17 protein-coding genes and 4 pseudogenes are annotated in these 22,619 nt (G+C 49.8%); 18 read left to right on the top strand and 3 right to left on the bottom strand.

Annotation, left to right across the window (positions count from 1 at the left end; all coding sequences use genetic code 11):
• Positions 1-303 precede the first annotated feature (303 nt).
• The 3 genes from pgtC to pgtA are packed head-to-tail and all read left to right on the top strand — an operon-like array spanning position 304 to position 4,737.
• Positions 304-1,497, top strand: a complete 1,194-nt coding sequence (pgtC, locus tag FOB24_RS17935; RefSeq protein ID WP_121530023.1) for a phosphoglycerate transport regulator PgtC — start codon at positions 304-306, stop codon at positions 1,495-1,497.
• 11 nt (positions 1,498-1,508) lie between these two features.
• Positions 1,509-3,500: a two-component system sensor histidine kinase PgtB gene (gene pgtB / locus FOB24_RS17930; RefSeq protein WP_190971859.1), complete on the top strand. Its 1,992-nt coding sequence runs from the start codon at positions 1,509-1,511 to the stop codon at positions 3,498-3,500.
• Entirely contained in the window at positions 3,490-4,737 is a 1,248-nt protein-coding gene (gene pgtA / locus FOB24_RS17925; protein ID WP_150345268.1) for a two-component system response regulator PgtA, read from the top strand. Before pgtB ends, pgtA begins: the two co-directional genes overlap by 11 nt.
• Before the next feature lie 100 nt (positions 4,738-4,837).
• Here the strand turns inward: pgtA and FOB24_RS17920 are convergent, their stop codons facing one another.
• Entirely contained in the window at positions 4,838-5,377 is a 540-nt protein-coding gene (locus tag FOB24_RS17920) for a DUF2058 domain-containing protein (protein WP_038642407.1), read from the bottom strand.
• A 381-nt stretch (positions 5,378-5,758) separates the two neighbouring features.
• Between FOB24_RS17920 and FOB24_RS17915 the strand changes: the two genes are divergently transcribed.
• A complete protein-coding gene (locus tag FOB24_RS17915; RefSeq protein WP_150345267.1) occupies positions 5,759-7,657 on the top strand; it encodes a methyl-accepting chemotaxis protein in 1,899 nt (632 codons plus the stop codon).
• A gap of 75 nt (positions 7,658-7,732) precedes the next feature.
• Here the strand turns inward: FOB24_RS17915 and FOB24_RS17910 are convergent, their stop codons facing one another.
• The gene (locus tag FOB24_RS17910; RefSeq protein WP_150345266.1) at positions 7,733-8,341 is read right to left on the bottom strand and encodes a DUF1062 domain-containing protein; all 609 of its coding nucleotides are present in this window, start codon (positions 8,339-8,341) and stop codon (positions 7,733-7,735) included.
• A 281-nt stretch (positions 8,342-8,622) separates the two neighbouring features.
• Here FOB24_RS17910 and FOB24_RS17905 point away from each other — a divergent pair, with 281 nt between their 5' ends.
• Positions 8,623-9,255, top strand: coding sequence for an ECs1377 family protein (locus tag FOB24_RS17905; RefSeq protein ID WP_150345265.1), 633 nt, complete (start codon positions 8,623-8,625; stop codon positions 9,253-9,255).
• Between the two features lie 84 nt (positions 9,256-9,339).
• Here FOB24_RS17905 and FOB24_RS24310 read toward each other — a convergent pair whose 3' ends face one another.
• Entirely contained in the window at positions 9,340-9,507 is a 168-nt protein-coding gene (locus FOB24_RS24310; RefSeq protein WP_161959066.1) for a hypothetical protein, read from the bottom strand.
• A gap of 754 nt (positions 9,508-10,261) precedes the next feature.
• Here FOB24_RS24310 and FOB24_RS24540 point away from each other — a divergent pair.
• From FOB24_RS24540 to FOB24_RS17845, 13 genes and pseudogenes are all read left to right on the top strand, one after another.
• Positions 10,262-10,459: pseudogene (locus FOB24_RS24540) on the top strand (type VI secretion system contractile sheath small subunit); the annotation flags it as partial.
• Positions 10,460-10,633, top strand: a pseudogene (locus tag FOB24_RS24535) (type VI secretion system contractile sheath large subunit); the annotation flags it as partial.
• Positions 10,634-10,645: 12 nt separating this feature from the next.
• Positions 10,646-11,995 carry a type VI secretion system baseplate subunit TssK gene (tssK, locus tag FOB24_RS17895; protein ID WP_087857284.1) on the top strand — a complete coding sequence of 450 codons (1,350 nt, stop codon included), beginning with the start codon at positions 10,646-10,648 and terminating at the stop codon, positions 11,993-11,995.
• On the top strand, positions 11,992-12,681 hold the full coding sequence (gene tssL / locus FOB24_RS17890; RefSeq protein WP_150345263.1) for a type VI secretion system protein TssL, short form: 690 nt from the start codon (positions 11,992-11,994) through the stop codon (positions 12,679-12,681). Before tssK ends, tssL begins: the two co-directional genes overlap by 4 nt.
• Positions 12,681-14,348 carry an OmpA family protein gene (locus FOB24_RS17885; protein ID WP_150345262.1) on the top strand — a complete coding sequence of 556 codons (1,668 nt, stop codon included), beginning with the start codon at positions 12,681-12,683 and terminating at the stop codon, positions 14,346-14,348. The genes tssL and FOB24_RS17885 overlap by 1 nt, the downstream gene beginning before the upstream one ends.
• A gap of 59 nt (positions 14,349-14,407) precedes the next feature.
• A pseudogene (locus tag FOB24_RS17880) lies at positions 14,408-14,542 on the top strand (type VI secretion system tube protein Hcp); the annotation flags it as partial.
• A gap of 163 nt (positions 14,543-14,705) precedes the next feature.
• Positions 14,706-14,879 (top strand): annotated as a pseudogene (locus FOB24_RS24735) (Clp protease N-terminal domain-containing protein); the annotation flags it as partial.
• 110 nt (positions 14,880-14,989) lie between these two features.
• Positions 14,990-17,347, top strand: coding sequence for a type VI secretion system Vgr family protein (locus FOB24_RS17870; RefSeq protein ID WP_150345261.1), 2,358 nt, complete (start codon positions 14,990-14,992; stop codon positions 17,345-17,347).
• Positions 17,348-17,362: 15 nt separating this feature from the next.
• Positions 17,363-20,074, top strand: coding sequence for a glycoside hydrolase family 19 protein (locus FOB24_RS17865; RefSeq protein WP_150345260.1), 2,712 nt, complete (start codon positions 17,363-17,365; stop codon positions 20,072-20,074).
• Entirely contained in the window at positions 20,071-20,622 is a 552-nt protein-coding gene (locus FOB24_RS17860) for a hypothetical protein (protein ID WP_150345259.1), read from the top strand. Before FOB24_RS17865 ends, FOB24_RS17860 begins: the two co-directional genes overlap by 4 nt.
• A gap of 212 nt (positions 20,623-20,834) precedes the next feature.
• Positions 20,835-21,401, top strand: a complete 567-nt coding sequence (locus tag FOB24_RS17855; protein WP_223851217.1) for a hypothetical protein — start codon at positions 20,835-20,837, stop codon at positions 21,399-21,401.
• Complete coding sequence (locus FOB24_RS17850; protein ID WP_223851216.1) at positions 21,380-21,874, top strand: hypothetical protein; 495 nt, start codon at positions 21,380-21,382, stop codon at positions 21,872-21,874. Before FOB24_RS17855 ends, FOB24_RS17850 begins: the two co-directional genes overlap by 22 nt.
• A 481-nt stretch (positions 21,875-22,355) precedes the next feature.
• Positions 22,356-22,619: a PAAR domain-containing protein gene (locus FOB24_RS17845; protein WP_150345258.1), complete on the top strand. Its 264-nt coding sequence runs from the start codon at positions 22,356-22,358 to the stop codon at positions 22,617-22,619.

Raw genomic sequence — 22,619 nt, 5'->3', positions numbered from 1 at the left:
GCGCGGCGGATTTTGACTCTTTTTAAATAATGGTATTTTATTTCTGTTCTTTTGCGCGGACTTTTATTGCTGGCATGTGCGGATATTAACAAATTCATACTGTATTTTCGGGTATTCTTTGCTGATGTAGTCACTTTCCGTTTGGTAAACTTGCGAATAACCTTATTTCTCTCGACTGTAGTGATAAACGGGTAAGTTTTGTCTCAATATTATTTTTTGCACATGTTGGTATTTATGAACGGGATCACAAACAGACTTTTCTGTTGGCGGCGTTTTTGGGCAATCTTGCTCTGTTTCATGTCGCTGTTGGCGAGTCGCCAGGCGTTGAGTAAAGAGCTGGTGATGGCCACAACCTTTTCTCCCGGTGCCACGGCCTGGATTATCCAGCGCTGGCAGACGCAGCCGGGATCGGTGATGATTCGCACGTTAAACCGGACCAGCAGCTCGCTGGAACAACTGCTTGATACCGCGAATGCGGAAAACGTTGATCTCATTTTGACCTCATCGCCCATGCTGTTACAGCATCTTCAGGAGCATCAGAAGCTGGCGCCCTTTGATAATGCGCTGCCGGAAAGCCAGAGGCTGGTGCCTGAGTCTATTCGTTCTACCTCTGTGGCGGTGGCGATATCCGGTTTTGGCCTGCTAATTAACCGTTCCGCGCTGGCGGCGCGACACCTTTCTCCTCCCGCTGACTGGGCGGATTTAACGCAGCCGAAATACCAGAATGCGTTGTTGATGAGTAGTCCGTCACGTTCTGATACCAACCATCTGATGGTTGAGTCGCTGTTGCAGCAAAAAGGGTGGGAAGAGGGCTGGGCGACGCTGTTAGCGAGCGCGGGTAATCTGGTGACGATTTCATCACGCAGTTTTGGCGTCGCCGACAAAATTAAGAGCGGTCTTGGCGTTGCCGGGCCGGTCATTGATAACTATGCCAACCTGTTGCTCAACGATCCGCATCTGGCCTTTACCTATTTTCCTCGCTCCGCAGTGTCGCCAACCTATGTCGCCGTTCTCAAGAACAGCCAGCACGCCAGTGAAGCGCGTCGTTTTATCCGCTACTTATTAAGTCCGGAAGGACAGCGGATCCTTGCGGATGCGAATACGGGAAAATATCCGGTTACCCAGCTCGCGCCAGATAACCCACGGGCCGCTCAACAGGCTATGTTGATGAATCAGCCTGCGCTTAATTATCGGCTGATCCTTAAGCGGCAGCGGCTGGTGCAACGGATGTTTGATACCGCCATCAGTTTTCGTCTCGCACAACTGAAAGATGCCTGGCGAGCACTATACAGTGCGGAAGCGCGCCTGAAACGCCCGTTACCCGAAATCAGAGCCTTACTGACCAGCGTCCCGATAGATGCCAGGCGTAGTGAAGATGAGGCCTGGCTTGCTCAGTTCGATAACAAAAGCTTTGCCGAACAGCAGATGATGGAATGGCAACTGTGGTTTCTTAAAAATCAACGTCAGGCGATAGCAAAACTGGAAGAATTAAAATGAAAGGTGGATCGATACTGCAACGCCTGCGGCAGCTCAACATCAGCAGCAGCCTGCGGGGAGCCTTTCTGACGGGCGCACTACTGACGTTGAGCGTAAGCTGCGTCAGTTTGTACTCATGGCATGAGCAGAGCTCGCAGATACGCTATTCGCTTGATGATTACTTCCCGCGCGTGCATTCCGCTTTTTTGATTGAAGGGAATCTTAACCTGGTTGTGGATCAACTTAATGAATTCCTGCTGGCCCCCAACACGACGGTGAGGCTGCAACTGCGCAATCAGATAATTTCGCATCTGGATAAAATCGAGACTCTGAGCCGGGGGCTACAACCCGCAGAGCAACAGCAGCTGGCGGTGATTTTGCAGGACAGCCGGGCGTTGATGGCGGAACTGGACCGGGTGCTCTACAACATGTTCCTCGTGCGTGAAAAAGTGAGTGAACTCTCCGCACGCATCGACTGGCTACACGATGATTTTAACACCGAGCTGAATTCACTGGTGCAGGATTTTACCTGGCAACAGGGGACGTTGTTGGATCAAATCGAGGCAAAAAGTGGCGATGCGGCGCTGTATCTCAAACGTGCCAGAGAGGTGCAAAACGAGCAGCAGCAGGTTTACACCCTGGCAAGAATTGAAAATCAGATCGTCGATGATTTACGCGACAGGCTTAATGAACTGAAATCGGGCAGCGACGACGGGATGCTGGTGGAGAACCATATCCGCTACCTGGAGAATCTGAAGAAAACCGCCGATGAAAACATCCGTACCCTCGATGACTGGCCCAGTACCATCACCCTGCGGCAAACCATTGATGAACTGCTGGAAATCGGGATGATGAAAAATAAAATGCCCGATACGATGCGCGATTATGTCGCTGCGCAAAAGGCGCTCATTGATGCCAACCATGCCAGAGAGGCAACGCTCGGGCGCTTTCGAACACTGCTTGAAGCGCAATTGGGAAGTAGCCATCAGCAAATGCAGATGTTTAACCAGCGGCTGGAACAAATTGTTCGCGTCAGCGGCGGACTTATTCTGTTGGCGACGCTGCTGGCGCTCCTTCTCGCCTGGGGACTTAACCACTACTTCATTCGTTCCCGGCTGGTGAAGCGTTTTACCGCGCTCAACCAGGCTGTGGTGCAAATCGGTCTGGGGCGAACGGACGCCACTATCCCGGTTTACGGGCGCGATGAATTGGGGCGTATCGCGGGTCTGCTGCGCCATACCCTGGGCCAGTTGAATGCGCAAAAAAATCAGCTTGAGCAGGAAGTGGCGGAGCGTAAGGAGATTGAGTCCGATCTCCGGGCGACGCAGGATGAGCTGATCCAGACGGCTAAACTGGCGGTGGTCGGCCAGACCATGACCACTCTGGCACACGAAATTAATCAACCGCTGAATGCGCTGTCGATGTACCTGTTTACGGCGGGAAGGGCAATTGAGCAGGGGCAATCCGCTCAGGCCAGAAGCACGTTAACCAAAGCGGAGGGGCTGATTACCCGCATCGATGCCATTATCCGTTCGCTGCGTCAGTTTGCGCGTCGGGCTGAGCCGGGCGCGCCTTTACATCCAGTCGATCTACGACAAACGTTTACTGCTGCCTGGGAACTGCTGGCTATGCGCCATAAGCAGCAGGGCACGCTGACGCTTCCTGCTCACAGTGTGTGGGTGGCTGGTGATGAAGTGCGTATTCAGCAGGTACTGGTAAACATACTGGCAAATGCGCTGGATGCTTGTCCGACTGCCGCGGAAATAGAGGTTCACTGGCAGGCTGAAGGCCACCGATTGTGCGTCTTAGTCTGTGATAACGGCCCCGGCTGGCCAGGCGCGTTGTTGCCATCACTATTAAAGCCGTTTACCACCAGTAAGGATGTGGGTCTCGGTATTGGTTTATCGATTTGTGTATCGTTAATGACGCAAATGAACGGCGAGCTGCGCCTGGCCTCGACGCCGGGGCGCAATGCCTGCGTCGTGCTGCAATTTAATCTGACGGATGTAAACGATGTTGTGTGATGAATATGCTGTTTTGCTGATTGATGACGATGCCGATGTTCTCGACGCTTACACGCTGTTGCTTGAACAGGAGGGTTATCGTGTATACGCATGCAGTAACCCTTTTGACGCCCGAAATTGGCTACAGGCCGACTGGCCGGGGATTGTCCTGAGCGACGTGTGTATGCCTGGCTGCAATGGAATCGATCTCATGACGTTGTTTCATCAGGATGATAATCAGCTGCCGATCCTGTTGATCACCGGCCATGGCGACGTCCCGATGGCCGTGGAAGCGGTGAAAAAAGGGGCATGGGATTTTCTGCAAAAACCGGTTGACCCCGGCAAACTGCTGTTGTTGGTAGAAGATGCGCTGCGTCAGCGAAAATCGGTGATTGCGCGTCGCCACTATTGTCAGCAAAAGCTGCAGGTTGAGCTGATCGGTTACAGCGAATGGGTCAATCAGTACCGCCAGCGTCTGCAGCAGTTGGCGGAAACGGATATTGCCGTCTGGTTTTATGGCGAGGCGGGAACGGGGCGTATGACGGGAGCCCGTTATTTGCATCAGCTTGGGCGCAGCACCGAGGAACCGTTTATCCGCGGTGAATTGACGCCAGGCAATGCGGGACAACTCAATGACCTTATTGCCCAGGCGCAGGGTGGTACGCTGGTCCTGAGCCATATTGAATGCCTGACGCGCGAACAGCAGCACCAACTGGTGCACCTGCAAAGCCAGGAGCGGCGTCCTTTTCGCTTAATCGGCATTGGCGCCACATCGCTGGTGGAACTGGCGGCAACTAACCAGATTGTGGCCGAACTCTATTACTGTTTCGCGATGACGCAAATCGCTTGTCAGCCTTTATCACAGCGTCCCGATGATATTGAGCCCCTGTTTCGCCATTATCTGCAGAAAGCCTGTCTGCGCCTGAATCATCCGGTACCTGACGTTGACGGGGAACTCATGAAAGGCATGCGGCGCCGCGTGTGGTTAAGTAATGTTCGGGAGCTGGCGAACGCCGCTGAGCTTTTTGCCGTTGGGCTGCTTCCGCTGGCTGAAACCGCAAATCCGCAGCTGCATATGCCTGAACCGACGCCGCTCGATCGCCGGGTGGAGGAGTACGAGCGACAGATTATTACCGAGGCGTTAAATATTCATCAGGGACGCATTAATGAAGTGGCGGAGTATTTACAAATCCCGCGTAAAAAACTGTATTTACGCATGAGAAAATACGGGCTGAGCAAAGAACACTATAAGTTTTAGTGGCGAGGTTCCAGAAGACGCGACGTTGACAGTATTTCGGTGGCGGCGCGAGCGCTCACCGAAATACGCGACGGAAGTCTGAATTATCTGTTTGTTTTTCTTACCACATCAAATCATCAGGGACGACAAAATCAGCATACGGATCGTCCTCGTCCTTCGCTTCCTGGCTAAGCTCGCAATTTAATACAATATAGCTTGCATCGCGCTGGGCAATTTTATCGGCAACGACAGCCGGAATGATGGCATATTCGCTATCGCTGCTGCTTTCAGCCGTCAGACGCGCAATGGCCAGACGGCCCTTGATTAACTGCGACTGGGTCACTTTATCAACATAGACTTTTTTGATTAGGTTATTATCAGTGAAGTTGTAACCAATATCGCCACGAGAAATGGTGATTTTATTCATTTCTATAAGTTGTTTGATCTGCGCTTTATACTCTTTAGACAGCGCAGCCTGCTTTTGCTGCTCGCTGAGCTGTTTATCACGCTCGGCCTGTGCTTTTTTATTCTCTTCCACCGCCTCTCTGGCTTCACGAGCCTGAACGCGCGATTTTTTCGCCGTTCTCTGCACTTTTGCCATTTTTTTGCTGCTGACCAGACCGGCCTTAAGCATCTGTTCCTGTAGGGTAAGTTTTGTCATCGTCGCTTCTAATCCAATAAAATCGTTGTAAGGATTATAACCTTAAGGTTCGGTGGGAAGCCAGATGAGGCGCGCTCTGCAGGTAGCTCTTTGGGCGCCACTCGCGGTGGGAGCGATCTTGTGTCTTTCTGCCGTTGAGCATCAAGTTAATCATTACCCTCCTTAGAATAAGATATAACATGCTATATATTCTCAAATAATAAAATATAGATTTGGGAATGTAATATAAATGGATGTTTATCCTGTTTGTTCTAATTATATAGAGGTATATTGAACAATATTAAACCAAATAAATAGCCATGTATCTCTTGAAAAGATGTAAAGTGCAGCAACACCACGCCGATAACCATGACGAAAATATGGATAAGGGAGGTAAGTGGCATGTGGTGGGTTTATCGAATGCCGATGAAAATGAAGTTAATAATCGCGCTGCAACCACTATTATTGGCGTTATGTTGGTTTGCTGGTTCAGGAATATGGACGCGCATCGAAACAGAACGACAGATGGAGAATATTGCCCAACTGACAGCCCTCGCGCGCAGTGCCGGAAATGTGGTGCATGAACTGCAAAAAGAGCGTGGAATGAGTGTCGGGTTTCTTGGGGCCGAAGGGAAGACGTTCAAAGATGAACTAAACGCACAACGGGCCTTAACCGATCGCGAGATCGAGGTATTTGTGGATTCGCTGTCCGATACCGCCTTACAGGCAGGGGATGTCACCACCTCTGTCGCCGCGTTTAAGAAAAATATTCTGTCACTGGTGACACTCCGGGAAAAGGTGACGCAATTGGGTCTGCCAGCCTCTGAGGTGGTTAAGTTTTATACCAACGTTATTGCTGATGTACTGAATTTTGTGGGCCGGTTAGGGACGTTGACGGATTCCGGCGAGATGGCGAATTCATTCGCAGCCTACTACAACCTGCTGAATTTGAAGGAGCAAGCGGGTATTGAGCGGGCGCTGCTGGCAAATATCTTTTCCTCTGGTCATTTCGCCGACGGACAATTACATCAGCTTAGCGATGTGGTCAGTAAACAGAATGTCTGGCTGGCGCAATCTTTGCGCCTGAGTCCACCTGAACAGGCCGCCATGCTCAAAAGTCGCTTACAATCCACCGACGCTACCCAAGCGCTTTCATTACGCGAAGCTGCGTTTAGTCATGCGGCGAATGGTGGATTTGACGTCGATCCTACCGTCTGGTTTAAAGTACAAACCCAGCGTATTGAAGTGATGCGACAGATTGAAAATGTGGCAGCGAATCTTCTGTGGGAAAGTGCGATAAAACTCGCGCAGGATGCGCGTAAGAACTGGCAGATATATATGGCCGTGAGCCTGCTGGCGCTACTGGCATCATTGGCGTTCGCCGGGGCCATCGCACTCAATATGCACCGTCAGTTCAGCGACACGCTAAACAAGATTGCGGGTATGAACGGCGATCTGACTCAACGTCTGGCGACACCAGGTAAAGACGAGCTTTCTTCGCTCAATCGCGCCTATAACACGATGCTGGAAAATATTCAGCACATCGTGCAGGAGATTAAACAAGGCTCTCTGGTGCTGTACGATGCCAGCAGTAGTATTACGGCGGGAAATCAGGATCTGGCCCAGCGCACCGATGAACAGGCCGCATCGATTGTAGAAGCCGTGGCCAGTATGGAACAGCTCTCAACGACGATTACGCAAACGGCGGACAATGCCCGCGAAGCGGAGCTCCTGACAATAAGATTGGAAAAAGAGGTTCGCCAGGCCAGTAACGTCGCCAGCGCGGCAAATCAGAGCATGGGGGATATTCGCTCCTCCAGTGAGAAAATCTCAAATATTGTTACCTCAATTGATGATATTTCTTTTCAGACGAATTTGCTGGCGCTGAATGCGGCTGTTGAAGCGGCTCGCGCCGGAGAGATGGGAAGGGGGTTTGCGGTAGTAGCCAGTGAAGTGCGTAACCTTTCACAGCGTTGTGCTAAAGAAGCGAATCAGATCCGTGAGCTGGTGGCGCAGAATATGGTAAAAATCAGCGAGGGCGTTGAGCGGGTTACCGCATCAGCTACCGCGCTAAAAGCGGCGGCGGATAATACCACCAGTATGAAGCAATATATCGGCGATATCGCCCGGGTAGCGACGGAACAATCGCAGGGTGTTTCCCAGATAAACCTGGCGCTGAGACCCATGGAGCAGGTTACACAGCAAAACGCGGCATTGGTTTCTCAGGCCGCGAATGACAGCCAGCGGCTGGATAACCTCTCAGTAACCATGAGGGATCTGGTTAATCGTTTTGTTGTCTGACATGACACCGCTATCCCGATCCGGCAAAGGTGTCGGATCGGGAGGGCTCATTACCTCAGGATGAGCCTTATTCTATTAACGTGGCGCCAGAACCACCCTTCGCCGGGCATACAACGTTACCGCAGACAAGTGAAAATCGACATTTGCTGTCCGTAACTTTCGGGATTTGAGTTCTTTCATGGTGATACCGCGAATATGACCTTCATCTATCAGGCTCTTAATCTCCGCCGTGCTGAGTAAAAGCTGGCGCTTCAATATCGATAGCGCACTGATCTGAAAAGCACAGGTAAGCCTGATGCTGACGGCGAAGTGCTGGTCAATGTTGATGCTGGCCTGCCATTGTTCCTGAACACGAAAATCAGGCTTACCCGCAAGCTCAGCGTTGTTTCGGCTCAGAGTGGCTTTATCATGAGAATAATAGTGAACCGTACTGGCATCATTAGTGATAAACCGCTGGTACAGCTCTCGATTAATTTTGCTGATGTGAAGCCGTGAGAACAGCGAGATATTCCACGTATATTCACAATGCGTACATTTATAAATGCTCCAGATATCGAGCACTTTTTTTTGTGAATTGACCCTGAAGGACCCGGAAGGTGCAAACTCGCGTTTTACATTACATGCGGGACAGCGTTTGGTAATACGCTGGTACCCGGCAGGAGTGACAGTCCATGTGACTTTCATACCGTACCTTTTTTAACCCAAATAAATTCGGATCCGTATTGAACGAACCATCGTTTTTATATGAGAAAAATATTTGTTAGATATTTTTCAGTGGGTTAAGAAAAGATTTCTAACACGGTGACCCTGTCCGCCAGCCAATGAATTCCATGAGATTATCAGTGTGATAACAATTAAGTATATGAGTTGAATCAATATTTGTTAGGTTGCCGGGCTTTCGGTAGTCGTCTGTCGCTGGTAAAGTGAGCAGCAAATACCGAAATGTGGCCAGAAGGGAATGCCGTGTGAGCGGACGTATTGATTATCAGACTGAAAAGTACAGCTTTACAGAGGCTGCTGAAAGTTCTCGTCTTACCGGGCAATGGGCTGACGTCATTGCTGAATGTCGGGAAATGAAGGCCGGCCCGGAAGAGCGTCTGCGTATTGCCTTACTGAACGTGGACTATGTGACCAGCTTTGAGCTGCCTTTTCGGTTGTTATTACTTCGCACCCCGCAATTGATTGCCAGCGTGCGTGACGCGCTACAGCTTAGCCAGAAAAACGTCATCTTTAATGGTAAACGCTTTGGGTGTGTATATACCCTGAAAGCGAGCCTTGACGGTATACCGGATGAATTTCAGTATCGCCTGTCGCATCGTATCCGGCGCATAGATCCAGAAGGGTTGACCGAAGCCCCTTACCAGCAGATCGCAAAAGCGGTGAAATCTCCACGGGAACGCCTGAAGATGGCGCTCGAATCAGGACTTGATGTCACGGCGTTGGACGGGCTTTTCTGGTTTGGCAGCCAGCGTATAGCAGCTGACGTACTGAGGTTGAGAAAATCAGGGATGCGGGTAGCGACGGGCCAGATATTGGTGTCTGATAATTTCACTGCAACAATGAGGCCAGTACCGTTTTATCGCCTGGCTCAGGGCTGAGCTAAAGAGATATTTTCCTGCAACGTTCAATGAGATAGTTAATCGCATCCTGGGGAGACAGCGCCCGGTCGATGTGGGACTGAATCATGGCATCGTTGCAGCAGATATGACAGCATTCAGCCAGCTTTCGGCAATATCACGGGCAGAATTCAGCAATGGCTCGCCGGTTGTGGCAGGGCACCAGGCCTGATTGGCAACCTGACGACAAGCCAGGGGCGACAGTTTGGCCGGCAGCGTAAAAGGGGGATTCATTAATAACCGTTCTCGGCCTAATGGGAATTTATGGCATATGCTGGCAGAGGTATTTTGAAAAGCCAGATCATTTTCACACTTCAATTTTTAAAACTCGATCTGTTTCGGCGATTAATCAATGATTGCTGGAGTATATATCTATTTTATAAATACTTTAACGCATTCATAATTATTGTTGTGAAGAATTATTTTTCAATGGAGAATAAGTTTCTGGAATAAATAATTTGATTTTCTGGAAAATGGTTTAACATTTAAAATATACATAAAACCCACTCTGAATTCTCTGCCTGATGTACATGGTGGGTAATTAATAATTGTCAAAAGATATTGTTTATGTTGTTTGTATTTATGGGGTGAAGTTTGCGGATTGAATAATCATCAGATTGGCAAAACTTAATCGGAGCTGGGCGCTAAATTGTTACTTAACCGAAATAATTAATAACGGGAATTAAGTGGCGCGATGGCAGGTTGTATACGCTTAAATCCTTTATGGGCAATGGATCCGGAAAGAAATATTTGTTCATTTTCTGAAATTGAAAATAGCAGTGACGGGCTTTAATTGAAATTATTATTTACATTTGCATTGGGCGTGCAGACTTGTTAACGCCATCAACCGGCGTACGATTTTCATCGTAACCCTCTGTTTTATTCATCATTATTTATCGCTGTCAGGGCGGTGGAGTCGTTCTGTGGAAAGCCCCTTTGGCTTTCACTTCTTCTGCTGTCGTAGACACGTCAAATGAAGGAACATTGCATGTCCGGTTCTTACCAGGAAGAAATGCCCAAAGCTCGTATTAACTTATATTTAGCCCTGCACACTGGTGGGGCCCAGAAAAAAACCGAGCTGCCGCTGAAACTGCTGACAGTTAGGGGCTTCTGTCATGGCCGGGAAAATCGTCCGTTGTCTGAACGCGAAAAGGTAAACATTTCGAAGAGCAATTTCGACAGCGTAGGCGACGATCTGCAGGCGTCCCATCCGTTTCGCGATACCAAAGTCATTGTTGAAGACATTGAGGACAAGCCGGGTTTCTTCCGTGTGAAACGCTTTGCAATCCCTCATTTCCAGGTCGATGACATGGACGTCAATCTGTCTGTGGCATCCCGGATGCCTAAAGCAAAAGCATAAGGCAGGACAGGGATGAAAATTTATCGTCCACTGTGGAACGAGGGGGCTTTGCTGTCCCCTCAGCAGTTCCAGCAGCAGGCTGAATGGGAATCTTTTCGCAGTGCCGGTGCATCAGCGCTAGCCACCCCGTTCCCTTGGGGCGTGGAAAAGATTGAGTTTAATGACAGTTTTCTTTCGTCCGGCCTGATCCAGATTACGCAGTTACGCCTCTGGCTGGAAGATGGTTCACTGATTGATGCGCAAAGGAGCGATCTGCTTCCCCCTCCTCGCGAGTTAGACCCGGATCTGTTGGCTGGTCTGGATGCGGTAACAGTCGTTATCGCACTCCCTCATTTGCAGCCCGGTGTTGTTAATGTTGAACAGGAAGGCATGACCGCTGACCGTCCGCTTCGTTACCGGGAGGAATGGGTAACTATACCGGATGTTTTTGGTTCTGAAGAAGAATCCATGGCAGTTGCCCGGTTTAATTTCACCATCCGGTTTGCCCATGAAAGTAATGAGGCCTGGAAAGTCTGCCCGGTAGCAAGACTGCTCCGGGATGGACAAAATGCGTGGCGACAGGATCCGTCTTTTATTCCTCCAGTGGCGTCATTCGGAGCAAGTCCGGTTCTTCGCGAACGTCTGGTGCTGCTCAATCGCCAGTTACGCTCCCGACGCCAGCGTCTGATGACCATGCGTCGTGAAAGCAACGAAAGACTTGCCGATTTTGCTGTCGCGGATGTTTCCCTTTTCTGGTTGCTGAATGCACTGAATTCTCACGCCAGAGTGTTGACGGAATACGAACGTTTTCCTTGCCGTCCACCTGAACAGGTGTGGGCGGAGCTCGCTCGTCTGGCAGGCAGTATGTTGACCTTTTCCCTGGACCATGACCTTGACGCTATACCGGGGTATGACCACGAGGAACCAGCCAATGCGTTTCCCCCGCTGTTTGACCTGATAGCGGGGTTGCTGGAGGCAAGTCTGCCATCCCGGGTCATTGCACTGGAAATGTCCCGCCCGGACGGACAGACATGGAAGGCCAACCTTCACGATATTCGTCTGCGTGAAGAGGCCGACCTCTGGCTCTCTGTGCGCTCAGATATCCCGGCCTGGCAGGTTGCCGACAAATTCCCGGCACTCTGTCAGGCGGGGTCACCTGATGAGGTTAATACCATATATGGCGCCGCGCTCAGGGGGATTCCATTGATTCCGGTGAGCAGGGTCCCAGCAGCATTGCCTGTACGTATGGAGAACCAGTATTTCGCGCTTGATATGGAAAGCTCCGCTGCGCATGAAATGCTGGAGCAGGGGGTGTGTATGTTCTATGTGCCTGAGTTACTTGGCGCTCTGGAACTTGAACTGTTTGCGGTATTGCGCTCATGAGACAGGATATTGATATCGACCAGCTGATGACGGAGACCTGGCTCACCGTCACCATGCTGAAGAACGGCGCTGTCACGCTTAATGGCTCTGCGCTTTACCACAAATGCGTTAAACAGGTTGAAAGTGTGCGGGAAGCGCTGGAGCGTGCCGGTTATGACGAGGCCAGTGTCGGGCATATTTCCTACGCACAATGCGCCCTGCTCGACGAGACGGTGATGAGCCGTAAGCCTGAAAAAAGCGAGGAAGGAGAGGAGACGAAAGTTGATGAAGGCCAGATAGCCTGGCGTAAAGCGCCGCTTCAGGCCCGATTTTTTGGATCACTTCGGGCAGGTGAAGCGCTATGGGATCGCATTGCAGAAGTCCTGCGTCAGCCCTCACCGAACCCGGCCGTTTTAACCTGTTATCACCGGGTGATTGCCCTGGGTTTTCAGGGGTTATACAGCCTGAAAGAGGTCAGTCAGTCGCAGCGTGATGAGGTAGTGAAAGCCCTTTCTGAACGCGTTTCTCCGCCTGATGCCGGTCTGTCACTGGTTGTTGACCTGATGGGGAAACATCGCTGGAGTCTGTTCCGTTCAGTCTGGTTCTGGATAGCGCTTGCCGTCATTCTTACCGGCGTTATCTGGTGGGGGGGCCATCTGTGGCTTCAGGCTCTGTTGTCAGCACAAATACCGGAGCTGCATGGCTAATGCGTAGAACAGTCATCATTCCGGTAGTTCTGCACACCCTGGTAGCCGTTGCCACGTTGGTGTGGTTGCTGTGGTGTTTTATCCCGACAGGCAACGTTTTTAACGGTCTGATCACTCTGCTGCTCCTCCTTCTGGCAGGCGGGTATGTTGTTAAAAACTGTCGGAGTGAAGAGCCTGCTTCTGACGTTACCCTCCCGGTTGCTGAACTGCCATTACTCGACACCCAGGGCCCCGTTGTACTGGTGTGTGGTGACATGCTGGAAACGTTGTTTCAGGGAGGTCCTCTGCGTAAAACAGCCCAGGGATGGTGGCTATGGGCCGGTGACGTCAGCCGGTTAACTGACATTGTCCGCAGCATACAGAAGCAGTTCCCGCGCCAGGTCGGACAGCTCTCGGTGATGTACCGTTGCCTGCCAGACTATCATCAGGATGAAGCCGTTCTGCGTTCCGCACTGAAAACGCTCCGCCAGCAGTGTAAACAGATTAAATCCCTGACGGGATTCACACTGCCGGTTGTGTTGAGTGCCGAATTTTCCGGGCCTGAAACGCCGTGGATAATCGTTCGGGGTGATGAGCGGATTGTATGCCCGGTTAATGATTCGCCTCAGGCATTCATTGACTGGCAGCAGGCGGGAGACAATATCCTGGCGCTGCCAGCAGTCAGCCAGGCATTTTCCTTTATCCGTAATATGCTGGCCGATGAGCTGGAGAAACCTGACCGGTTAACACCGCCTGTGCGCATATTTTCCGTGGCTATGCGCCTCGGAGTAATCAATCCAGAGACTCAGTCTGTCTGGTCCGATTGGCTCTATTCCCGCACCTGCTTGCAGTTTTCACGGGAATCCCTGCAGCCACTTCATACCGGTTTGTTCCCGGATGCCGTTCTGCCACTTTTGGTACCGTTTACTTCGACAGTTCAGGGGGGCCAGCGTACCCGCCGTTTGGTTCTGTTGATGTGGCTGTGCGTTCTGACGGCTATGGGCATGTCCGCGCTCAATAATCGTAATCTTATTCGTCATGTCAGTGCCAATTTACAGCGCTGGAATGCTATTCCCATGAAACATTACCGTCCTAAAGCAGAATCACTGGCCGCACTGAAACAGGATGTGCTCCTGCTTGAGCGGTGGCAGCGTCAGGGAGAGCCTTTACGTTACAGCCTGGGCTATTATCCTGGGCAACGCCTGTGGCTGGCCTTGCAGCAGGCTATCGATACCTGGACTCCCCCACCTGCCCCTAAACCAAAACCGGTACCCAAAATTGTACGGCTCGACAGCATGTCGCTGTTTGATTCTGGCAAATCAGCACTTAAAGACGGCTCAACCAAAATACTCGTCAACGCACTGGTGGGGATCAAAGCCAGAACAGGCTGGCTCATCGTGGTTAGCGGCCACACAGACAATACCGGCAGCGCGCAACTCAACCAGACCCTGTCTTTGCAACGAGCGGAGGCCGTCCGTAACTGGATGCGTGATACCGGGGATATACCGGAAAGTTGTTTTGCCGTGCAGGGTTACGGTGACAGCCGACCGATTGTATCAAACGACACGCCTGATGGCCGTGCGCACAACCGGCGTGTCGAGATCAGCCTGGTACCGCAAGCTGACGCCTGTCGTCTGCCAGATGCAAAACACGCGTCACAGGATGTAAGTGACGTTTCAACTAAATAAATGGAGAAGTAAACATGGCAATCCCGGATTTTCTGCGGCTGAAAGACGATGGCGGCGCTGACATCAAGGAGCCTTCTTTTGAGAAGCATAACCACCTTGAGCAGATCGAGCTGCGCTACGAAAAAATCTCCCGGACCTACAAAGACGGCAACATCATTCATTCCGATTCCTGGAACGAACGTACCACGGCGTAAGCCCCTGGCGGACATATCCCTTCTGTCCGCCGTTTTGTATTGCTCTGCACAGTGCCTGTCAGGTGGACGCTTTGCAGAGCCGTCACACAATTTATCGGCATGAACCTTATGGGCATCGGTTGACGGTCAAGGGCGGTAGCGTGCCTGAACAAGAGGGAACGACATGGAACATTATTCAGCAGTCCTGCTACGACGACTTAACCCTTATTGCGCCAGAGCACTGGAGGGGGCGGCTTCTTTATGTCAGAACCGTGCGCATGCAGAAATCACGCCTGAGCACTGGTTGTTAAAGTCGCTGGATCAGGGTGAAGGTGACCTGCCGGTTCTGAGTCAACAGTTGTTAAGCCATATAGCGGCAAAACAAAAGCCCTCCTCATTACAACTGACCTGGGATGACGAAAAGGGCATTGTGCTGGCGTTTGATGAACGGGCAGAAGGAGATCCGTCATGAGCAGTTCCCTGATCAACAAGGCAACTAGCGTGGTACCGCAGCTTTTAGGGCAGTCGCGGTACCGGGTTGAGGTGCATGAATGCAGCGAATTTCTGGATGTTCTGCACTACAGCGCGGTGGAATCCCTCAGTCAGCCCTGGCGGTATGACGTGGCGGTCACCAGCTCCTCTGTGGATATTGCCTGCGGCGCGTTACTGCTGAAACCCGCGTCATTTACTTTCCAGACCCCGGTGTTTGACGGAACACCTGCGCTGCCGGTCAGGACGGTGTTTGGCGTGGTGGAATCCTTTCGCCGCGTGTCCACCTCGAATGATGAGACCCACTATGCGCTGACGATCGTTCCCCGTATCGCCCTACTGGAGTATACGAAAGGGAGCGAAATCTACCTCAGTCAATCAGTGATTGAGGTGGTCGAACAGGTACTGCGTAAACACGGTCTGGAAGGGCATGATTTTGAGTTCCGGCTCTCCCGCGAATATCCCTCCCGGGAGCTCATCACCCAGTGGCGGGAAACTGACCTGGAATTTATCCAGCGTCTGCTGGCGGAGGTGGGCATTTACTGGCGCTATGAAATGGACAGCCGTCTTGAGCAAGACGTGGTGATTTTTCAGGACAGCCAGCAGCAGTATGAATTTGGTGTCACCCTGCCATTGCGCAACCAGGCCGGGATGAGCGACAGCGGGCAGGAGAGCATCTGGGATATTCAGACCGCATATAAGGTGGTGAGCGGGAGTGTGGCCACCCGGGACTACAACTACCGTGAAGCGCTGAAACCTCAGGACAGTGCCGAAAGCATTTTCAGCAAGGAAGGGATCACCACCGGGGAAACATACCATTATGCGGAACCTTTCCTGACAGCCGATGACGCTGAAAGCACTGAGACCGGGGCATACTTCGCCCGCCTGCGTCATGAACGTATTCTGAACACGCAGTCATGCGTCAGCGGGCATTCCTCCAGCCCCCATCTGGCTCCGGGTCAGGTACTGGAAACGGACGGCACGCTACCCGATGCTGTCAGGGAAGGCATCGTCATAACCACGGTACGCACCAGCGGTTCACGCAAAAGCAGCTTTACGCTGACCTTTGAGGGTATCCCCTACAGCGAAACCGTCTGCTGGCGTCCGGCACTGCTCAGCCGCCCGGTAATACCCGGCTCGCTTCCGGCCCGGGTGGAAAGCACACAGAAAGGTGATACGTACTCCTGGCTCGACGCACAGGGCCGCTACCGGGTGAAACTGGACTTTGACCGCAACTATTCCGAACAGGGCTATGCGTATTTGTGGCTGCGGCTGGCGAAACCCTATGCCGGTGATACATACGGATTCCACTCACCGCTTATCGACGGAACGGAAGTGGCTGTCGTATTTGACGGCGGAGACCCGGATCGTCCCTACATCGCTTATGCCTTGCATGACTCAGATCATCCGGATCATGTCACCAGCGATAATCATACGCGGAACGTGTGGCGCACGCCGGCGAACAATAAGCTGCGGATGGAAGATAAGCGCCAGGAAGAGCATATCAAGCTCGCGACGGAATATGGCAAAACGCAGCTGAACCTGGGGCACCTGGTCAACAGCCAGCGAGAAAAGCGCGGCGCCGGTTTTGAACTGCGAACGGATGAACATGGCGCAGTACGTGCGGCAAAAGGGCTGTTCCTGACGGCGGATGCCCAGGCCAAAGCGCAGGGCCCGGTGCTGGAAATGGCCCCTGCCATTAACCAGATTAACCAGGCCAACAGCCAGATGCAGGCCCTGAACAGCGCCGCCGAAGCCGCCGGAGCCCTGGTCTCTGACATCAACACCCAGATTAATTTTGTGACCGACAAAATCAAAGCCCTCCAGTCAGCGGTCCTGCTGGGTAGTGCTCCGCAGGGGGTGGCAATGGCCTCAGGTGAACACCTTCAGCTCAGCAGCACCGGCAATACCATGATCAATGCAGGCCAGCATCTTGATATCGGTGCGATGAAAAATTTGTCCGTGAGCGTTGAAAAAGCCCTCGGTCTGTTTGTGCATAAAGACGGGGCGAAGTTGGTTGCCAACCAGGGAGACATCGAGATTCAGGCGCAGCACAACACGATGGCCCTGTTTTCTGAAAAGCAGCTGACGGTGACCAGTAGTGAAGATGAAATAATTATCAGCACGCCGGAAACGCTGACGCTTAACGGTGGCGGGTCTTACCTGAGGCTGAGTAAAAACGGCATTGAGCATGGTTCTGAGGGGATGATGGTGATGAAAGTAGCGAGTTATCTGGTGCCAGGAACTGGCACCAGTCTGCCACTGGAGACACCGGACTTTAAAATGACAGACGTGACGGTCACGACAAAAAACTCCGCCAAATGGAGCAGTGAATAGCATGGAAGGTGATTTATGACAGCAAAGTTACCCAAAATCAGTTACCCCGTACCGTCAAACAAAAATGGTCATGCCTTTTCCTCTGCGGAAGAGTTGTTATCGACGCTCGGTGGAGAAAGCTCAGGACTGTTTCTGGTGGGAAGTCAGGGAATGTGGCATGGCGGTATCCATATTACTGATGCAACAATCCCTTGGTGTGCCCTGAGTACTGACAGCGAAGCTGAGAATGAATATTGTCGCGAGCTCTATAAAGGGGAACAATTTATTCGTTGTATGGCGGATGGTGAGATAGTTGCCTGGCGCGTCAGTAAGGACTATGAGAGTGCTGCGATTGAATGGCGCGGTGAAAAACTGTTCCTTTCGACCTCTTTTGTGCTGGTGAAACATTATATCCAGCCGGGTGATACAGAAGAGAGCGGACTGACATTTTTCACGCTGTATATGAATCTGGCGCCTTATGCTGCTTATAAACAACAGGGAAGCCTGGCGGACAGAAAAGTGGCAGGCGTCCAGCGCTATTACTCCAGTGCGGAAGATTTGCAGGCAGGGCGCACAGCCGGAAAACTGGAGAAAGACACGGTAGTCACGCTGAGTGACACTATAGTCACCCGTAGCAGTGACAGGCGTCAGTTTACTGAAGTGACCATTACCCGTGAGACGAAAAATGCAGCAGCAGGCACACTTGCAGCGGGGACTAAAGTCTGGACGGTATCAGACCAGGGGAATCTGAAAGCAACAGAATCGGTGCCTGTTCCGTCCTGGTGGGAAAAATGTACTCCGGCTTACACTAATGAGTCAGAAGGCGTTGTGAACTGCACTTCGCGTACAAACTGGGCGTACTATCTGAGCAGTGACGATGTTCTGCAATATAAAAATGCAGGCACCCTGGTAGCCGATTTCCCGCTTTCATACGAGCCCGGTAATACCGTACAGCAGGTCATCCGTCCAGGTAAGAATCCAGGCGATGCAGCAAGAACATTCAGTCTGGTTACTCTGGGCCGGGATAAGGATAAGTTGAAAAAGGGCGATCGGGTATGGGTAGTATCAGACGGCGACAGTCTGACGCCGGTTGCAGCGGCAGCATCCGGTAGTGAACCCGTTTTTAATGATGTGTATGTACCTTCAGAGCCTGTACCGGTCAATGCCGGAGACAGTCTTGGGCATATGGGTTTTTATCAGCTACCGGAAGAAAACGGCAAACGCTCGCGCTACCAGGTACATATAGAGTGCCTGAGCATGGATGATATGGAGAAGTTCATCACTAATCCCGGAAGAGCAGGAGAGGATGCGCCGGTGTATCTGACCTGGAAAGCCGATGCACCGTTGTTTGACAAGAGTGATACCGGAGTAACAGCAGGCGGTCGAAAAACAAAGGCTCCGGGGATCCTGACGCTTGCAAAAGTACCAGGCGTTGATGCTGAGGGGAATACGCTGACCAGTAACAAGGATGCGGCATACTATCAGATAAGACCAGAAGGTGGCTGGCTGGCCGCTGCCAGTGTTCAGAAAGTGTCGCAGTATGCGCTTGGTGAGCTCGGCTTTGTCACGCTGAATAAGGCTCCGGAAAGTTTTGACCTGATTGATGGAATAAAACAACCGAATAACGTGGTGAAGGGTATTCTGGAGCAGTTGTATAAAGCGGCACAGGATGAAACGCGCACTACTCATACCCTGAACAAATATAACTACCAGCGATTGCTGGCATTGATAGACAGTAACCATGACGGGTATTACCCGGAGCAGGAGTATCTTCAGGCGGTGCATAATGTCTCCTATCGTGACCATCTATACCGTGTGATAGCGAAGCACGCCAGTGAATGGTATTACAGTAAGGATGACTCGCTCTGGAAGATATACCTGGATAAATTAACCACGGATGCACCATTGTGGAAAACGTATCTGGAAGCGTTTCTGGATAAGATGACATGGATGAAGGCTGTGTGTGAAAAAGGTGTGGCACTGGGGCCGGAAGTCTGGCATATGCATCCGGTGGTGTTTTTGTATAATTTAAGGCAGCGGTTTGGTCATATGATACCGTGTTCGTTCTGCCGGAATGGAATAGAAATAAAACCTGAGTTGCTTGTTCATTGTTTCGGTATTAGCCTTGAAAAGGCTGGTTTATATGCTCCATTATTAACAAACGCGTTTATAAAATATGAAATTAATAACTGTTTAAGGATTTCTCACTTCTTAGGCCAAATAGGCGTGGAAACTCAAAGGCTTACCAGGTTTAGAGAAGGTTTTTACTATACTAATGGTGATAGGCTTTGGAACATATATTACACCCAGTTAAATATAGGACTATCAAGACGTTTCCCAAGCTATACCGAAGCACAAAGAAAACAATATACTAAAGATCATCTTGTAAAAAATGAGGATGAGCTGGCAAAAACGCTATTCCCTAGTGATTTTGAAGGGATGGATTATAGAGGGCGAGGGCTAATCCACTTAACTCATAAAGAGACTTATAATAGCTATAAAAGTTTCAGTGGAAACGATGTCATATCGAATCCGAAGTTGTTAGAGGAAGATCCTGCTATGGCGGTTGACTCAGCGTGCTGGTTTTGGTCGAAGTTTGCGAATATAAATTCTTTGGCGGATGCAGATAACCTCAGTGACCTTACGTATAAAGTTAATACAGCTAGGTTGGATATGGTGATCCGAGGTGAAATTAAAAATCTTGCATTTAATTACATAAAGCAAAATAACACAGGGTGTATTAAATGAAATTTAAATGGCTAGTATTCTTGGTTGTTTTCTTTACAGAAAATGTTTACGCATGTGAAAATGATAAAGTTAGTGCATTTTTAAATGCAAATCATGAGCACGTCATTCAGGTGTTAAAGTCTGACCATATGTATTCAGGTAGTTCCATTTTTTTTCATTATTTTTCAGGAAACGATGAACACCCTGATGTTAAAGCATCTTTCGTACCTAATCGGTGTATTCCAAAGAATAGCATTACGTTCGATTCCTATTCATATGACGGTAGCATTGCAAACATCGAATCGGTATTCTGGGGGAAAGGTCAATATAAACAAAATTTATTCATAATAGTTAGTTGGATTTATGATCTGGATGGGATTAATACTGTTGGGAAATATTATGAAGTATTCGCTTATGATTACTATAAAAATAGCATAGTCAAAAGCGTTGAAATATCGAATTTTTTTGAGGGGGGACAGGATGGGGTTGCTAATGGGAAACCTGTTAAGTATAAGTTTAAAACAGCAGGGGAGGTTTTGGCTTATTTGAAAAACAAACCAAAGTTCTGAGATATTAAATAAAAGACTTTCAATGATATCATGTCAGTTATCTGAGCAGTGAGGGTGTACTGCAGTATAAAAATGCAGACAGACTGGCGGCAGATTTCCCGCTTTCATACGAGCCCGGTAATACCGCGCAGCAGGTCATCCGTCCAGGTAAGAATCCAGGCGATGCAGCAAGAACATTCAGTCTGGTTACTCTGGGCCGGGATAAGGATAAGTTGAAAAAGGGCGATCGGGTATGGGTAGTATCAGACGGCGACAGTCTGACGCCGGTTGCAGCGGCAGCATCCGGTAGTGAACCCGTTTTTAATGATGTGTATGTACCTTCAGAGCCTGTACCGGTCAATGCCGGAGACAGTCTTGGGCATATGGGTTTTTATCAGCTACCGGAAGAAAACGGCAAACGCTCGCGCTACCAGGTACATATAGAGTGCCTGAGCATGGATGATATGGAGAAGTTCATCACTAATCCCGGAAGAGCAGGAGAGGATGCGCCGGTGTATCTGACCTGGAAAGCCGATGCACCGTTGTTTGACAAGAGTGATACCGGAGTAACAGCAGGCGGTCGAAAAACAAAGGCTCCGGGGATCCTGACGCTTGCAAAAGTACCAGGCGTTGATGCTGAGGGGAATATATGGTTTTGGTTGCATTACGAGGTCTATTCATTAGATCAAGGCAACGGCTATAGTGATGTTGTTGCTGTTACAAAAAGAGTAAACGGTGGGGACATGGGATTGGCAGAGCGACAAGAGGCTTATTCATTATGCGAAACGGTATTTCAATGAGAAAATATAAGATGTTTTTAGCGGGGGTGCTTTGTTTTTTTTTGTCGGCAGGCGCTTTGGCAGTTGAACAGAATATGACTAAAATCATTACTTGCTCATTACCTGGAGAGGGAGGTAAAGAAGCTTCATTCTTCATTGATAATATTACAAAAGAAATTAATTATGGTTTTAAAAGGGATGGTAAAACAGAGTTAAAAGTTGTTTTTAACGAAGGGAATAAACTGAGACGCACCAAAGATAGCAAGATGGGTGTTACTTATTATAGCTTCAAACGCGGCAAATATAGTTATGTCATTGATGTAATCGAAGGTTCTGAAAAAAATGAATACACAATGTCGTTTGATATCAAAAAAAATGGAAAGATTATTCAATCTAGTGATTGTTTGCCGAACTCATATAGAAGTGATAGTGTTGTAAGTGATTATATAGTTGACATTCCTTATGTAAATGAGGAAGGATTTAATTTTCCATAGGCTTATTTCACAATTATCTTCCGGCGATCCATGATATCTCTTTCCGTGACCGCTTATACCGTGTAATTGCAAAACACGCCAGTGAATGGCACTACGGCAAGGATGCTCCGCTCTGGAAGACATACTTGGATATGTTAACCAGAGATGCGCTGTTATGGAAAACGTATCTGGAAGCCAAAAAAGTGAAAGGGGTTGTATTATAATATATTTCTGGATATCTGAGCGACATTACCGAAAAATCCACTGTAAAAACCAAGTCAAAATTATTCGCTTTGCCAAATGACAATAACAAAACCAGTGCTTATCTTGTTCCCGGAGATAAGGTAAAGATTATTCAAACAACTCCAGATAATAAATGGGTGAATATTGGATATATCAATGCAGAAGGTTTGCCTCTTATTTCTTGGGTCTAGGGTGAGACACTTGAGTAATAAATATTAATTTATTCTTTACTATATACAATAGACTGATGGAGATACAAATGTTGCAAATTATTCGAAAAGGCGACAAAACCACTCACGGTGGCTCAGTCATGACCTGTTCTGGCTCCATGATATTTGGTGGGATTGGCGTGGCGCGTAAAGGAGATATGGTTTCCTGCCCGATACCTGGACATGGTCCGACAACTATCATCGAAGGTAACCCTGATTATCTTGATAACGGGATCCCGGTTGCCTTTCACAGTCATAGATGTGGCTGTGGCTGCACATTGATCAGTTCTTTTGCTCCTGCCAAGGTTGCCTGA

This window comes from Citrobacter werkmanii, from assembly GCF_008693645.1.
GTDB classification, from domain to species: Bacteria; Pseudomonadota; Gammaproteobacteria; order Enterobacterales; family Enterobacteriaceae; genus Citrobacter; species Citrobacter werkmanii.
The sequence above is the reverse complement of the archived record's forward strand: the minus strand, read 5'-3'. Positions and strand labels throughout refer to the sequence as shown.